The organism is Clostridioides sp. ES-S-0054-01 (assembly GCA_021561035.1).
In the GTDB taxonomy this organism is placed as follows: domain Bacteria; phylum Bacillota; class Clostridia; order Peptostreptococcales; family Peptostreptococcaceae; genus Clostridioides.
On the sequence record CP067346.1, the window covers coordinates 1,285,037 to 1,301,353 of the forward strand.

Annotated in this window: 13 protein-coding genes; 11 read left to right on the forward strand and 2 right to left on the reverse strand. The window is 28.8% G+C overall.

The features are described 5' to 3' along the window. Positions 1-22 precede the first annotated feature (22 nt). From JJC02_06260 to JJC02_06305, 10 genes are all read left to right on the forward strand, one after another. Entirely contained in the window at positions 23-268 is a 246-nt protein-coding gene (locus JJC02_06260) for a YlmC/YmxH family sporulation protein (GenBank protein UDN55777.1), read from the forward strand. Positions 269-277: 9 nt separating this feature from the next. Continuing rightward, positions 278-1,501: an aspartate kinase gene (dapG, locus tag JJC02_06265; protein UDN55778.1), complete on the forward strand. Its 1,224-nt coding sequence runs from the start codon at positions 278-280 to the stop codon at positions 1,499-1,501. Positions 1,502-1,613: 112 nt separating this feature from the next. Then, a complete protein-coding gene (locus JJC02_06270) occupies positions 1,614-2,348 on the forward strand; it encodes an ATP-dependent Clp protease proteolytic subunit (GenBank protein UDN55779.1) in 735 nt (244 codons plus the stop codon). A gap of 122 nt (positions 2,349-2,470) precedes the next feature. Continuing rightward, positions 2,471-4,882, forward strand: a complete 2,412-nt coding sequence (locus tag JJC02_06275; protein ID UDN55780.1) for a DNA translocase FtsK — start codon at positions 2,471-2,473, stop codon at positions 4,880-4,882. Positions 4,883-4,884: 2 nt separating this feature from the next. Continuing rightward, positions 4,885-5,943 carry a tRNA 2-selenouridine(34) synthase MnmH gene (gene mnmH / locus JJC02_06280; protein ID UDN55781.1) on the forward strand — a complete coding sequence of 353 codons (1,059 nt, stop codon included), beginning with the start codon at positions 4,885-4,887 and terminating at the stop codon, positions 5,941-5,943. Continuing rightward, on the forward strand, positions 5,937-7,271 hold the full coding sequence (gene rimO / locus JJC02_06285) for a 30S ribosomal protein S12 methylthiotransferase RimO (protein ID UDN55782.1): 1,335 nt from the start codon (positions 5,937-5,939) through the stop codon (positions 7,269-7,271). Before mnmH ends, rimO begins: the two co-directional genes overlap by 7 nt. Beyond that, on the forward strand, positions 7,258-7,800 hold the full coding sequence (gene pgsA / locus JJC02_06290) for a CDP-diacylglycerol--glycerol-3-phosphate 3-phosphatidyltransferase (protein UDN55783.1): 543 nt from the start codon (positions 7,258-7,260) through the stop codon (positions 7,798-7,800). Before rimO ends, pgsA begins: the two co-directional genes overlap by 14 nt. A 287-nt stretch (positions 7,801-8,087) precedes the next feature. Beyond that, positions 8,088-9,134 carry a recombinase RecA gene (recA, locus tag JJC02_06295; protein ID UDN55784.1) on the forward strand — a complete coding sequence of 349 codons (1,047 nt, stop codon included), beginning with the start codon at positions 8,088-8,090 and terminating at the stop codon, positions 9,132-9,134. Between the two features lie 175 nt (positions 9,135-9,309). Further along, positions 9,310-10,851 (forward strand): ribonuclease Y, encoded by a 1,542-nt coding sequence (gene rny, locus JJC02_06300; protein ID UDN55785.1) that lies wholly within the window; start codon positions 9,310-9,312, stop codon positions 10,849-10,851. Between the two features lie 311 nt (positions 10,852-11,162). Further along, positions 11,163-13,343 carry a diguanylate cyclase gene (locus JJC02_06305; GenBank protein ID UDN55786.1) on the forward strand — a complete coding sequence of 727 codons (2,181 nt, stop codon included), beginning with the start codon at positions 11,163-11,165 and terminating at the stop codon, positions 13,341-13,343. A gap of 114 nt (positions 13,344-13,457) precedes the next feature. On the opposite strand, the gene JJC02_06310 is transcribed toward JJC02_06305, so the two are convergent. Then, complete coding sequence (locus JJC02_06310; protein ID UDN56385.1) at positions 13,458-13,667, reverse strand: helix-turn-helix domain-containing protein; 210 nt, start codon at positions 13,665-13,667, stop codon at positions 13,458-13,460. Positions 13,668-13,911: 244 nt separating this feature from the next. Between JJC02_06310 and JJC02_06315 the strand changes: the two genes are divergently transcribed. Next, a complete protein-coding gene (locus JJC02_06315) occupies positions 13,912-15,693 on the forward strand; it encodes a UvrD-helicase domain-containing protein (GenBank protein ID UDN55787.1) in 1,782 nt (593 codons plus the stop codon). A gap of 84 nt (positions 15,694-15,777) precedes the next feature. Here JJC02_06315 and lepB read toward each other — a convergent pair whose 3' ends face one another. Beyond that, the gene (gene lepB / locus JJC02_06320) at positions 15,778-16,308 is read right to left on the reverse strand and encodes a signal peptidase I (protein UDN55788.1); all 531 of its coding nucleotides are present in this window, start codon (positions 16,306-16,308) and stop codon (positions 15,778-15,780) included. Between the last annotated feature and the right edge of the window lie 9 nt (positions 16,309-16,317).

Genomic DNA, 16,317 nt, shown 5'->3' on the forward strand with positions numbered 1-16,317 from the left:
TAAATCTCTGGAGGTATAAAATATGAATTTATCGGAAATAGCAGGTAAGGAAATAGTTAACTTGGTCACAGGAGAAAGATTGGGGGTCATTGGAGAATGTGACCTTATACTAGATGAAACTACAGGCGGTATATTAGCGCTTTTAATTCCAAGAGAAAAAGGCTTTTTTGCCAGAAGAAAAGATAAGTCATTTTTAGAAGTACCATGGAGAAATGTAAAAAAAATAGGTAATGACATGATAATTATAGAATATGAGGGATATATTTAGGAGGAAAAAATGAGTATTTTAGTGCAAAAGTTTGGTGGGACATCAGTAGAATCATATGAAAAAATGAATGAAGTATGTAAGATAGTAAAAGCATACAAAGAAAATGATGAAGAATTACAATTAGTACTAGTAGTTTCAGCAATGGGAAGAAAAGGAGCTCCATATGCTACAGACACACTTATAAATTTGTGTAATGCAGTAAATGATGAGCCAAGTAAAAGAGAACTTGATTTAATAATGTCTTGTGGGGAAATAATATCAGGAACAATTCTTGCTAATTTATTGAATGCACAGGGGATAGATTCTGTTTTCTTTACTGGTCAACAAGCAGGTATAATTACAAGTGATGAATATTCTAATGCGAAGATAAAGTATATAAATCCTAAAAAGATAAAAAGAGCTTTAGATGATGGTAAGGTTGTAGTTATAGCCGGATTCCAGGGTGTAACAGATGATGGAGAAATAACTACTCTTGGAAGAGGGGGAAGTGATACATCAGCAGTTGCTATTGGTAAAGCTTTAGAATGTGAAACCGTTGAAATTTACACTGATGTGGATGGTATAATGACTGCAGACCCTAGAGTAGAGCCAAACGCTAAAGTATTGAGTTTTATAGACTATGAGGAAGTATTCCAAATGGCTGACAAAGGTGCAAAGGTAATACATCCAAGAGCCGTACAATTAGCTAAAAGTGGCAATATAACTTTAGCTATAAAAAATACAATGAACCCAACTTTTGAAGGTACAAGAATAGGTTCTTTATGTAGACACTTAGAAGAGAATATAGAATATGAACAAGAAAAAGATTTTAAAGTTGCTGTTGCAAACAAAGATAGTGTAGCACAAGTTAAGATTAAATCAGCAGAAGAAGTGTTTACAGAAGTATTAAATGAGATAGAAAAGAAATTTATAAATATAGATATGATAAACTTTTTCATATCAGAAAAAGCATTTGTTGTAGAAGATGCTGATATAAAATCATTAAAGGAAATATTAGATAAATTTGAATTGGATTATGAAGTAAATAGAGATTGCGCTAAGGTAACATTGATATGTTCAAGAATTGCTGATGAAATGTCTGGGATTATGTCAAAGGTGGTTAGAGGATTATCAAAAGAAGGAGTATCTCTTTTACAAACATCAGACTCAAATATGACTATATCTTGTTTAGTTAGTGAAGAAGATATGCATACAGCAGTACATGCTATACATCAACAATTTTACTTAAAATAAACACTATAATACAATTATTTTTTGTTCAAATTTGATAATTTCACATATATCTTAATATATTTGATTTATTTGGTAAAACTAAGTTAAATATAATTTTGATAGGAGTTTTTTTATGAAAGATTATAGAGAAGATAATGAAAGATTTGATAAAGATAATTGTAGTGAAGAATCTAGTTGCGAAGAGAGAGAATGTATAAAGCAATTTGGCACTAATGAAATGCCACCTCAACCTCCTAAGGATGTTCAATGTATAACTATAATTGGAGAAATTGAGGGACATTTTATAGGAAATCCTCAAAAAAAAGCTACAAAGTATGAGCATATAATTCCAATGCTATACTCAATTGAGGAAAGTAATGATGTCAAAGGAGTATTAGTTGTTTTAAATACTGTTGGAGGAGATATTGAAGCAGGTCTAGCTATTGCAGAGCTTTTAAACAGTATGTCCAAAAAAGTAGTTACTCTTGTTCTAGGAGGAAGTCATAGTATAGGAGTTCCTCTTGCTACAGCTGGAAATTACTCATTTATAGCACCAACAGCAACCATGATTATACATCCTGTGAGAACTACTGGTCTTGTGATTGGTATAAATGAGACTTTTGAATATTTTAAAAAGATGCAAGATAGAATAATTCAATTTATAATAAGAACATCAAATATAAAAAAAGATGTACTTGAGAAACTTATGCATGAAAAAGACGAACTTGTAAGTGATGTTGGCAGTGTATTAATAGGAAAAGAAGCTGTAGATTATGGTCTCATAGATGAAGTTGGAGGATTAAAAGAAGCACTTAAAAAATTAAAAGAGCTTATAAAAGAATCTGAAGAAGAAAAAAATAATGATTAAAATTTGTTTAAATAATAAAATTTATGATATAATGATGTAATAAAGTAGGAGTGTTAGTGTTAAGGCATTAGCACTTTTTGCTGTGAAGGGGTAAAACTTGCTAAAAATAAGGAGTGATATTAATGGCCACGAAAAAGAAGAAAAAAAAGAAGGTAAATACCTTAAGTTTTAATGCAGAATATCATAATTTAATAACAATATTTATAGGTGTATTTTTATTATATAGTTTAAATTCTAATTCTATGGGATGGATACCTGTGTTAATGCAAAATCTTTTTAAAGGACTATTTGGAGGGCTTTCAATAGCAATACCATTTATAGTGATTATAACAGGACTTTTAGGATTTTTTGATGGAAATGAATATATATATAGGCTGAGAAAGACTAAACTATACTACATAATTATTTTATTTATATTTGTATTTTATGGATTATTAAATGCAGGAACTCTTCCTGTAGATAGCCCACTAAAAGGTAACATGTTTGATGATGTTATGAAACTGGGGGTAAGTGGACAAGGTAGTGGTTTGATAGCAACTACTATTGCGTATTATATGAGTAAAATATTTGGGATAGTAGGTGGATGGTTAATAAGCATATTTGCCCTTATACTTTCTATAATGTTTATATTTAATATTTCTATAAAAGATTTGGTATCAAATGCAAAATCAAAATCTAAAGCATCAAAAGATAGCAATTTAACATTTAAAGATAAAATTGCAAATATGAAAAAATCTGCAATAGACATGATGACTGATGAAGTAGATGATACTACCATAAATAAAAAACCAGGATTCTTTAAAGGGTTAATGTCAAAAGGTCGTAATAATGAAGATGAAGACGATGAATATTTTGAAGAAGAAAATGGTGATGGTGTAGATGATAAGACTATTAAAATAGTTGGGTTTAATAAGGCAGAAGATGAGTACTTAGAAATATTAGAAGGAACTCAAAGTATGCCAGAATTAGATGTTTTAAAAGAATTGCAAAAAGCTACAAATGAAAGGCCAGTTGCAGATACTAAACCAGAAAAAAAAGTTGATATAACTAAATCCAATTTAAATATAGAAAAAACTCAACCTATTAGTATTGTAGCAGAGTCGACTAATGAGGATTATTCAAACTATAAAAAGCCTAGCATTGAGCTTTTAAACAAAGTAAATAAGAAGTCTGATGAGAATGGTAAAAAGAAGGTATTAAAAAATGCTTCTCTTTTAGAAAAGACACTATCAGATTTTGGAGTGGAAGCAAAAATTAATCAAGTTACAGTTGGACCTACTATAACAAGATATGAGATACAACCAAGCCCAGGAGTAAAGGTAAGTAAAATCGTAAATTTAACTGATGATATAGCTTTAAGTTTAGCAGCTAAAAGCATAAGAATTGAAGCACCAATTCCTGGTAAAAGTGCAATTGGAATAGAAGTTCCAAATGAAGAAGCTCAAATGGTTGGTGTAAGAGAAGTTCTAGAAAGTGAAGAATTCAATAATTTTAACTCTCCTCTTGCAATGGGACTTGGAAAAGATGTAGCAGGAAAAATTATAATTGGAGATATAGGTAAGATGCCACACTTACTAATAGCTGGTTCTACAGGTTCAGGAAAGAGTGTATGCGTAAATACTTTGATAAGTAGTATTTTATATAAGGCAAATCCTGATGAAGTAAAATTACTATTAATAGACCCAAAAGTAGTTGAACTTGCAAATTATAATGGAATACCACATCTATTGATACCAGTAGTTACTGACCCTAAAAAAGCTGCAAATGCATTAAACTGGGCAGTTACAGAGATGAATAGAAGATACAAGCTATTTGCAGATGCTCAAGTAAAGGATGTAACAAGTTATAATGAGAAAGCAGAAGAAAAACTGCCTAAAATAGTAATAATAATAGACGAGTTGGCAGATTTAATGATGGCAAGTGCAAATGATGTAGAAGATTATATTTGTAGACTAGCTCAGATGGCAAGAGCTGCTGGAATGCACTTGATTGTAGCAACTCAAAGACCATCTGTTGACGTTATAACAGGGGTAATAAAGGCTAATATACCATCTAGAATAGCATTTGCAGTATCATCTCAAACGGATTCAAGAACAATCCTTGATATGGGTGGTGCAGAGAAGCTTCTAGGTAAGGGTGATATGTTGTTCTACCCGCTTGGTGCAGCAAAGCCAGTTAGACTTCAAGGTGCATTCATATCAGAGAGTGAGTCAGAAAAAGTAATTGATTTTGTAAAAAGTCAGGTTAAAGATGGAATAAAATATGAAGAAGACATAATTGAAACTATATCTAAGGTTAGTACTTCAAAGGGTAGTGATGAGGATGAATTCTTGAGTGAAGCTATAGAATTTGTCGTGGAGAGTGGTCAAGCATCTGCCTCTATGTTACAGAGAAGATTTAAAATTGGATTTAATAGAGCAGCTAGACTTATAGACTCTATGGAAGAAAGAGGAATAATTGGAGCAAGTGAGGGAAGTAAACCAAGAAAGGTATTAATAAGCAAACAGGATTTGCAGAGTTTAGAAGGTGAATAGAATTGTCAGTTATAAAAATAGAAAAAGCACTTAAGCTAGATAAAGTAATATTTGTAGATGTAAGAACAGAAGGCGAATATGAAGAGGACCATATATTGAATGCAATCAATATGCCTCTTTTTAAAAATAACGAACATAATGAAGTTGGAACAATTTATAAAATGCAGGGAAAACATGAAGCAATACAAAAGGGGTTTGACTATGTATCGTATAAATTAAAAGATATATATTTGCAAGCAGCAGAACTTGCATCAAATTATGATAATATTGTCATATATTGTGCAAGAGGTGGAATGAGAAGTGGAAGTATAGTGAATTTATTATCATCATTGGGTGTAAATGTGTATCAACTTGAAGGTGGATATAAGGCTTATAGAAATTTTGTTTTAGAGTATCTAAGAAATGTAATGGATACAAAAAACTTTGTATCTGTTCATGGATTGACTGGTACAGGAAAGACTGATTTACTACATTTATTAGCAGAAAAAGGAATAGATGTACTGGATTTAGAAGGTATAGCTAAAAACAGTGGTTCTACTTTTGGTTTTATAACATTTGATAAAAAACCACCATCTCAAAAGAACTTTGAAACAAAATTATTTGAAAGTGTATTTTTCTCGAAGGAGAATTATATATTTGTTGAGAGTGAAAGTAAACGAGTTGGAAGTGTTACAGTTCCAAATGAAATTTTTGAGGCAATGACACGAGAAGGACATCATATATTATTAGAATGTGATATTGAAAATAGAGTTGATAGGCTTTGTAGAGATTATATTTATGATAAAGATGAAGATAATATATTGGTTTTAAAAGAATGTATAAATAAATTTAGAAAAAGATTAGGTCACAAAGTAGTAGATGATTATATTGATTTATTAGAATCAGGTAAATATAAAGAACTTGTAAAAAGATATCTTTTAGAATACTACGACCCATTGTATATGCATTCGGTAGAGAAATATAAGTATAATAAGGTTATAAATTTTAATGATACACAAAAAGCTTTAGAAGATGTTATAGACTTATATGAAAGTATATTGGAAGGAGAAAATGAATGTTAAAAATAGCATTAGAATCATTAGGATGCTCAAAAAATTTAGTAGATGCAGAAATAATGATGGGAATTTTAAACAACAAAGGCTATAAATTAATTGGAGATTTTGAAGAAGCTGATGTAATTATAGTAAATACATGTGGGTTTATAGAATCAGCTAAACAAGAATCTATTGATACAATAATAGACTTTGCAGAATTAAAACAAACTGGCAATTTAAAGTTATTGATAGTAACAGGGTGTCTAGCACAAAGATATTCTGAAGAATTAAAAGCTGAAATTCCTGAAATAGATGCTATAGTAGGTACAGGAAGCTATCAAAACATAGATGAGATACTTAGAAAATTAAGTGAAAAGCATCAAATTGTAAGCCTTGATGATATAGAGTTTGTATTTAATGAAGATTTACCAAGATATTTATCTACACCTAGCTATATGGCGTATTTAAAAATTGGAGAAGGATGCTCTAATAATTGTACTTATTGCATAATACCAAAATTAAGAGGTAAATATAGAAGTAGAAAATTTGAAGATATAATTAAAGAAGCTAAGAAATTAGCTGAATCTGGAGTAAAAGAACTTGTAGTTATAGCACAAGATACGACAAAGTACGGTTTTGATTTATATGGAAAAGAAAGATTAGCAGAGCTTTTAGAAGAACTTGTAAAGATAGATGGATTTAAGTGGATAAGAGTTATGTATTCATATCCAGAATCTATAACAGAAGAATTGATACAAGTTATAAAGAAATATGATAATATATGTAGTTACTTTGATATGCCAATACAACATGCAAGTAACAATATTTTAAAATTAATGAATAGAAAAACTACTAAAGAAGATATATTAAATAAAATCAATCTTATAAGAAGTAATATACCAGATGCTATACTTAGAACTACGATAATAGTAGGATTTCCTGGTGAAACAGAGGATGATTTTAGACAACTTGTAGAGTTTGTTGAAGAAGTTAAATTTGATAGACTTGGTGCATTTGCATATTCAAGAGAAGAAGATACACCAGCAGATAGATTGCCAAATCATGTAGATGAAGAAGTAAAAATACAAAGAAGAGATACTTTAATGATGATTCAACAAAAAATATCTGAAGAACTTAATGACAAAAAGATAGGAAAAACGTATGAAGTGTTAATAGAAGAACAGATAGAAGATAATGTATATACAGGAAGAACACAAGGTGATGCGGAAGAAATTGACAGTATAGTGTATGTGAAAAGTGTAGATAATCTTGAAATAGGAGAATTCGTAAGTGTTCAAATAAATGATGCAATGGAATACGATTTAATGGGAGATGTTTTATATGAACTTGCCTAACAAATTAACTTTGTTTAGAATATTTTTAATACCAGTATTTGTTTTAATTATGTTATTCAATATACCAAATAAGTTTTTAATAGCTTGTATTATTTTTATAATAGCTTCAATTACGGATGCTTTAGATGGAAAAATAGCTAGAAAATACAACCTAGTTACTGACTTTGGAAAGTTTATGGACCCATTAGCAGATAAGCTATTGGTTATTTCAGCACTTACATGTATGATAGAAGACCATCTTGTAAGTAGTTGGATGGTAATTATAATAGTAGCTAGGGAGCTTACAGTTAGCATATTAAGAGCTATAGCAGCAGCTGATGGAAAAGTAATCGCAGCTGGAAACAGTGGAAAACTTAAAACGATAACTCAAATGGTATCGATAGTATTTTTATTGTTAGGTGCTCAGTTTGAAAATGGACTAATATTAAATATAGGTGAAATTCTTATTCTTATAGCTACACTACTTACTTTATATTCTGGATGGGAATACCTGTATAAAAATAAAGAGCTTTTTATGTCTTCTAAATAAAAAATTATGCTTTAATAAATAAAAATTAATAATTAATAAATAAAAAATAACAACTTAAAATTTTAAAAATGTAAAAAAGGGTATACTATTATAGTATACCTCTTTTCATTTTAAGAATATTTTCTTTTGTGTATATAATTATTAATAATGGTTTATAAATAAAATGTAATGAATAAAAATATAATCATTAGTAGCGTTTTTAAATTGACTAGGTTTGATTTATGTTATATAATTAATATATAACAAGAGAACAAATGTTTGTAGATAAATGAAGGGATGGTATAGAGATGAGTGTAGATCAAGAAAAATTAAAAGCGTTGAATGAAGCTTTAGGTAAAATTGAAAAAGATTTTGGTAAAGGTTCAGTAATGAAATTGGGAGAAGCAACATCTATGTCTATAGATGTTATATCAACAGGAGCAATTGGTTTGGATATAGCTATTGGTATAGGTGGTTTACCTAGAGGGAGAATAGTTGAAGTATATGGTCCAGAATCTTCTGGTAAGACTACTGTTGCGCTTAGTTGTGTAGCATCAGCTCAAAAAGATGGAGGAATAGCTGCATTTATAGATGCAGAACATGCACTTGACCCAGTATACGCAAAAGCCTTGGGTGTGGATGTTGATAACCTAATAATATCTCAACCAGATACAGGTGAGCAGGCTTTAGAAATAGCAGAGGCATTAATAAGAAGTGGAGCGATAGATATAATAGTAATAGACTCAGTAGCAGCATTAGTTCCAAAAGCTGAAATAGATGGAGATATGGGTGACTCTCATGTAGGTTTACAAGCTAGACTTATGTCTCAAGCACTTAGAAAATTAACTGGTTCAATTAAAAAATCAAATTGTGTTGCTATATTTATAAACCAGTTAAGAGAGAAAGTAGGAATAATGTTTGGAAATCCAGAAACTACTACTGGAGGACGTGCACTAAAGTTCTATTCATCAGTTAGATTGGATGTTAGAAAAATAGATACAATAAAACAAGGTGATAAAGTTATAGGAAGTAGAACGAGAGTCAAAGTTGTTAAAAATAAAGTAGCACCACCATTTAAGCAAGCTGAATTTGATATAATGTATGGAGAGGGTATTTCAAAAATTGGAGACCTTCTAGATATAGCTGCTGATGTAGATATAGTTAAAAAATCAGGTTCGTGGTATAGTTACAATGATACTAAACTTGGACAAGGAAGAGAAAATGTTAAAAAATTCTTGGAAGATAATTTGGATTTAACTAATGAAATAGACGAGAAAGTAAGAGTATTTTACAATTTAAATGAAGAACGTGAAGAATCGGGTACTTCAGTAGCAAAAGAAATTGTAGAAGAATAAGTAAAAATACAAAAAAATAACTAGTAATTAAAGACATGCCACGCTCCCTATTAGCTTGACACAATGTTGAAAAAATTATAAAATTAAGTGAGGATAAAATATCTAAATTTAATTTTAATTATTAGGAATATTTTTTAATCATAGTGATGACATTTTGGGATTATTAACGAAGGAGGTGGATGTCATAGATAGTGTAGTAATGATTGTAATAGGTGCAGCTGTTGGTATTATAGCTGGATATTTTGTTAGAAAAAATATATCTGAAGCAAAAATTGGACAAGCTGAAAACTTGGCCAAAGAAATAATAGATAAAGCACACCACGACTCAGAAACAGTAAAAAAAGAAAAATTATTAGAAGCTAAAGAAGAGATCCATAAGTGGAGAACAGAAGCTGAAAGAGAAAACAGAGAAAGAAGAACAGAGGTGCAAAAGTACGAAAAAAGAGTAGTACAAAAAGAGGAAGTTTTAGATAGAAAATTACAAAATTTAGAATCTAAAGAAGTAAATCTAAGTGAAAAATTAAAGGTAGTTGAAAAGAAAGAAGAAGAAGTTGAAGTAATAAAAAACCAGCAATTAGAAAAATTAGAAAGTATATCAGGAATTACTTCTGATAAGGCTAAAGAAATCATCTTAACAAATGCAGAGAGAGATGTAAGACGTGAAATGTCTATAATGATAAAAGAGATAGAAAGTCAAGCTAAAGAAGAAGCTGATAAGAAATCAAGAGAAATTATAGGGTATGCAATTCAAAAGTGTGCAGCAGATCACGTAGCCGAAACTACTGTCACAGTAGTAAGCTTACCTAATGATGAAATGAAAGGTAGAATAATAGGTCGAGAAGGTAGAAATATAAGGACTTTAGAAACCTTAACAGGTATAGACCTTATAATAGATGACACTCCAGAAGCCGTAATTTTATCGGGATTTGATCCAATAAGAAGAGAAATTGCAAGAATTGCTCTAGAAAAATTAATAGCAGATGGAAGAATACATCCAGCTAGAATTGAAGAAATGGTTGAAAAAGCAAGAAAAGAAGTTGACAATATTATAAAAGAATATGGTGAACAAGCTGCATTTGAAACTAGTGTACATGGAATTCATCCAGAATTAATAAGATTATTAGGTAGACTTAACTATAGAACTAGTTATGGACAAAATGTCCTTAAACATTCTATAGAAGTTGCCCATATAGCTGGTATAATGGCTGCTGAAATAGGAGCAGATATTAGATTAGCTAAAAGAGCAGGTTTATTACATGATATAGGTAAGGCTGTAGACCATGAAATGGAAGGTACACATGTTGAAATAGGTATGGATTTACTTAGACGATATAAAGAATCTAAAGAAGTTATACATGCCATGAGTACTCATCATGGAGATTACGAACCTCAAACAGTAGAAGCTGTGTTAGTTACAGCAGCAGATGCAATATCAGCTGCTAGACCTGGTGCTAGAAGAGAAACTTTAGAAGCGTATATCAAGAGACTTGAAAAACTAGAAGAAATAGCCAATTCATATGAAGGTGTAGAAAAATCATTTGCTATACAAGCTGGTAGAGAAATAAGAATAATGGTAAAACCAGAGGCTATAAATGATGAAGAAATACACCTATTAGCTAGAGATATGACTAAGAAAATAGAGGATGAACTTGAGTATCCTGGACAAATAAAAGTAAGTATAATAAGAGAAACAAGAGCTATAGAGTATGCAAAGTAAAAGAAATAATATCTAAATAATAAGAAAATATTTTTAGAAATTTGAATTTGCCACAAGATATGATAATATATCTTGTGGCTTTTAAATTGTTTAAATTTAATTTTACATAATGTGAAATTAATCTAAGTGATAAAAGTGTTACTTACAAAAGATTAATAAAATAGAGATTTATATGTATGTTGTTTATATAATTATTCAAGTTTGTTTGATATAATGAAGTTGTAAAATAATATATTACTATTTGGAATGATTATATTTAAAGAGGGTAAAAGTACAATGAAGCCAAAGTGAAGTTAAAGAGAGGGCATACTATGGAAAAAAATACACTTTTACATATAAATGTTATTGTTTGCATTATTATTACTCTTGGTTTTATAGCTACTTCTGTAATTGGATACCAATCTAATACTAATATTTTAAAAAATGATGTTGAACATATATCTACATTGGCTGCTGAAGGTATTTATTATCAGATAGATAAACTTCTTTCAGAACCTATAAATGTATTTCTTACCATGGCAAATGATAGTTTACTAAAACACTTTTTAGATGGTGAGAAAGAGCATATAAATGATGAAGAATTTATTTATAAATTACAGGATTATCTAAATGTATATAGAAACAAATACTTATATGATTCCGTTTTTTTAGTGTCAACCAAAACAAATAACTATTATCATTTTAATGGGCTTGATAGGAATCTTAGTAAAAATAATTCAGAAAATAAATGGTATTATGATTTATTGAAGAATGATGATGAATTTGATGTTGTAGCACGTTTAATTGATGATAAAGGATTTGTACAATTAGCATCAGATAAAACTGGTCATGAACATATAAATTTCTTTGAAAATTTCAGGAGTGATTTATATGATTCAAAACAATTAATATTAGATAATAAAAAGGGACAAAAGTGTTTTTGGAATTCATCAAAAAAATCAAAAATTTATGTTGTATGTCAGTATATACCTAGTTTAAGATGGCATCTTGTGCTAGAAAATGATTTAACTGTAATTAGTAAACAACTTCATATACAACTTTTTAAAGGAATTGCAGTCATAATTTTAATTATAATATTTGTACTTTTTACAATTACGTGTGTACTTAAGAAGTATAAAAGTCAAATAATGAAGCTTAGTGTTTCTCAAAGATTAGAATATCAAAAGTTGTTGAGTCAATCTATTGAAGAACTTTATGAAAATATTTTTGAAATTGATGTAACTAATAATAGAGCTGGTTGTGAAGATGAAAATAGATATTTTCATGAGTTTGGATTAGGGCTTAATACACCATATGATGAAGCATTACATACTATAGCTACAAAACAAATCAAAGAAGAGTATGCACAGGGTTATTTAGATACATTCCTTCCAGAAAATGTGCTTAAGTGTTATAATAGTGGAATTAATAATATAAGTTATGACTTTTTAATTAAGAATAATGAAGAAAATTATCACTGGATGAGAATTAATGCACGAATTTTCTTTTGGACATCAGATGAATCTGTTCGTATGATATCTTATCGTGAAAATATAGATGAAGAAAAAAACAGAGAATTACTACTTCTTGAGCGTTCACAACGTGATTCTCTTACTGGTCTTTACAATAAAGGTGCTACAGAGGAATTTATTAGTTTATTTTTAAAAAATGAAAATAGTCAAGATTTAGAACATGTTTTTCTAATATTCGATATTGATGATTTTAAAAATGTAAATGACAAATATGGTCATGCATTTGGAGATTTTGTTATAAGTGAGTTTGCCATAGAATTAAAATCTCAATTTCGTGAGGACGATATTGTGGGACGTATTGGCGGAGATGAGTTTGTAGTATTGATAAAAAACTTTAATAGTAATAACTATGTACTTATAGATAAATTAGAGCGTTTTTGTTCTAAGATTAATCAAAAAAAATTTGCTGAACAAGCAGAATTTTCTATTTCATGTAGCATTGGTATAGCAATATACCCTGAACATGGGTATGTATACTCTGAGTTATATGAAAAAGCAGACCAAGCTCTTTATTATACAAAAAGTCATGGAAAAAATTCTTACCATGTATTTTCAAACGATTCTATTGATAGTATGTCATTTCACATAGACCCTAAGGATATAAAGGTATTGTTGGAAATGGCTACTGATGGAGTTGTGAAATTTGCTTGTATGGAAAATTTGAAATTGCTTTATTTTAACCAAAAAATGCTTGAGTTTACTGGATATTCAGTTCAAACTGTTACTTCTACAGATTTTGATATTTTTTCTCCTGTATTACAAGATGACTTACAAATAGTACTTGATACATTGAGAGAAGCAATTTCTAAGAGAGAAGCTTTTGAAGTGGTTTTTCGTTTTTGTCATGCAGATGGCCGTATTTTCCCTGTAAGAATGCAGGGGAAATTTGTAAATGAATTATACCAAAATCGTTATCCTGTTTTTTATGCAATCTATACAGATATATCAAGTTTTAATACTTTATTAGAAAATAAAAAGTAATAGCACAGTAAAATATAAAATTTAATATAATAGTATCAATATATGAAGATTATAAATAAAACCTGCTAAATATGAAGATTATAAATAAAACCTGCTAATAAAAATAGATTATTTTTAGCAGGTTTTTAAATTTCTAATTTTAGTTTCTCTAAAGAAGTTTTTATATGCACTATCCAAATCATCAATAGTAGATTGTAAACTGGTTGAATCAACTTCTTTAAGCCATTTATATTTTTTTTTAAGTACTAACATGTGATTATATACAAATCTTGAACATCCAAAAGATTTTTCTATTATTTCTCTTTGAGCTTGATTTGGATATATTTTATATTAACATATTTCAGGCTTACATATACATCCTACTTACGTTTAAGGTGGAGTATTTAGCCTATCTTTGATAAAGTATTCTATAACAATAAATATCTATACTTATTACGGAGTTTTTTTAATAGTTTTGTATTTATTTGTATTTATTTTGAATTTATTTACTAAATTTGCCTATGAAAAGTATATATAAAAATATAGTTCAAAATGGTATAATTAAGTATAACAGAAGGAGGTAATGTAAGTGAGCCAATACATAAATATAAATTCTCAGTTAGACGCCCTAAAATTGAAGGAATTCGAGAAACTATTTTACGAAAATATCAATAAGGACGTTAAAGTAGTGCCAAAAGTTACTCCTTTTAAAGGAATAAATACTGACTTGTTGTATGTTAAAGATGGAAGAATTTTATTTATAAAGTTTATGGATACAACAGAAGATATATTTTTTATTTTGGAAGAAGAGTTACTTGAAGTTATGAATGAGGAATATGAACTTTTGAAACTAAAAATGGGACAAAAGAATAGGAATATAAGTTATAACTACGTTTACATTATGCCATACGTTGAAGTTGAAGAAACATATGAGTTTGAAGAATTTATCAATAACAATATAATAGATAAAAGTAAGCTTCAAGATATAATGAGTAAAGGTTCGCTAGATGAATATCTTAGTGAAAAAAATGATGAAATAAACTTAAATTTATTTTTATTAGATATATGTTCAGAGTACTATATAATAAATGATAAACTTCATCTAAATGAGAAATTTAAAAAAATTTCCTTCTACAATGATGACTATAAGTATACAGCAACCATGATGGAAGAAGTTCAAATTAAAGATGCTATCTCTATTAAATATGGGAATACGCTTATTGAAGGTGGTTCTGGTATAGGCAAAACAGCAATTATGCTTTCTAGAGCTATAAAACTAGCAAAAGTATATCCACATCATAAATTAATCATATTTACACATACAAAGCAATTGTGCAATGAGCTTCGAGAGAGAATAGAGTTATTATACAAAGATAATAACAATTTAGAAGTTCACACATTTAGCTCTTTTATATTTAAACTAGCTAAAAAATTCAACTTAATTGTAGACTATAACATGTTAAAAAATGATTACGAAAAGACCTTTAATAATCTTGTAAAGCAAGCACAGAACATTATAAAAAATAAAAATATGTTCAAGGCTATTTTTATCGATGAAGCAGAAAGTTTTTTAGAGTATGAAGTAGATTTTATAAGAGAGTTTTTATACAAAACAAAATTCATATTTAATGTGTGTTCTTGTAACTCTTTAAATATCTCTAATAGATTGAATATATTTAAAACATTATATACTGGTATAGAGTTTGATGATAAGATTATCTTAAGTAAAAATTATAGACAAGCTAAAGAGATTGTCGATTTTACAAATAAATTTTCAAATAATTCTAACTCATATATCAACGAATTAAGACCAAATACAAAGTTTAGTACTTTCTTTTATACTAAAGCACTTAGAGGTGGTAGTAAGTCTGTCGATATAATAAAGGTAAGTGACCTTGATGACCAAATAAGTTCTGTAATATGGGAAATTGAGTATTTAATAAGCAAAAAAGGTCTTGATTATTCTGAAGTTGCTATTGTCTATCCCTATAATAAGAAGAAATTAAAAAGTGGAAAAACTATTTATTTCCAATACATGTTAAAAAAAGCATTGGAAGAGGCAAAAATTCCTTATATATGTGCAGAAGATAACTTGACAAATATAAGTAAGAAGGTAGGAACTACAATAGCAAATATATATGCAATAAAAAATTTAGAATATAAAGCAGTAATAGTATGTGAATTAGAAATGTTATATAATCAAACTATAAATGATATTGAGCAAGATTATCAAGTAAATGATTTTGTAGGAGATTTAAATAAGGTATATTTAGCTATGAGTAGAGCAACTGATTACTTAAGTATAGTAACGACTTTTAATGAAGAAGCAAGTGATATAATAAGGCTTATAACAGAATCAAAAGATATTTAGTAAAACAATATATTTTTAATTTAAGAAAATTAGAAGAGACTGATATTTGTAAAATAAACTTTACCAATTCAGTCTCTTATTTTTCTATTCTACTTTTCCAATATTATCAAGAGGTAATAGTCTTACCATGACTTTACCAAGAATTTCATCCTCATCAACCATACCTACATCAGGGAATCTACTATCATTACTATTTTCTCTATTATCTCCCATTGTAAATAGTTTACCTTTTGGAACAACAGTATCTATATCTCCAGAAGTATAATTATTGTGTATATATGGCTCATTTAATAATTTTCCATTTACATATACTTTGGAATTTGATATTTTTATGCTATCACCTTCAGTAGCTATGACTCTTTTTATTAAGTCTTTTTTCTTTCCTGTCTCTCCGTCAACTAAATTGGTTTTAAAAACTACAATATCACCTTTCTCAGGTTTGCCAACTTTGTATGATATTCTATTTAAAATCAGATAATCTTTATCATCTAAAGTAGGGTACATTGATTCTCCACTGACAATAGAAGGTCTTATAAACTGTAGGATTACAAATGCAAGCACAATAGCCATAGCTATTGACTTAATCCAATCAAATATTTCTTTTTTAACACTCATAACTTTTCT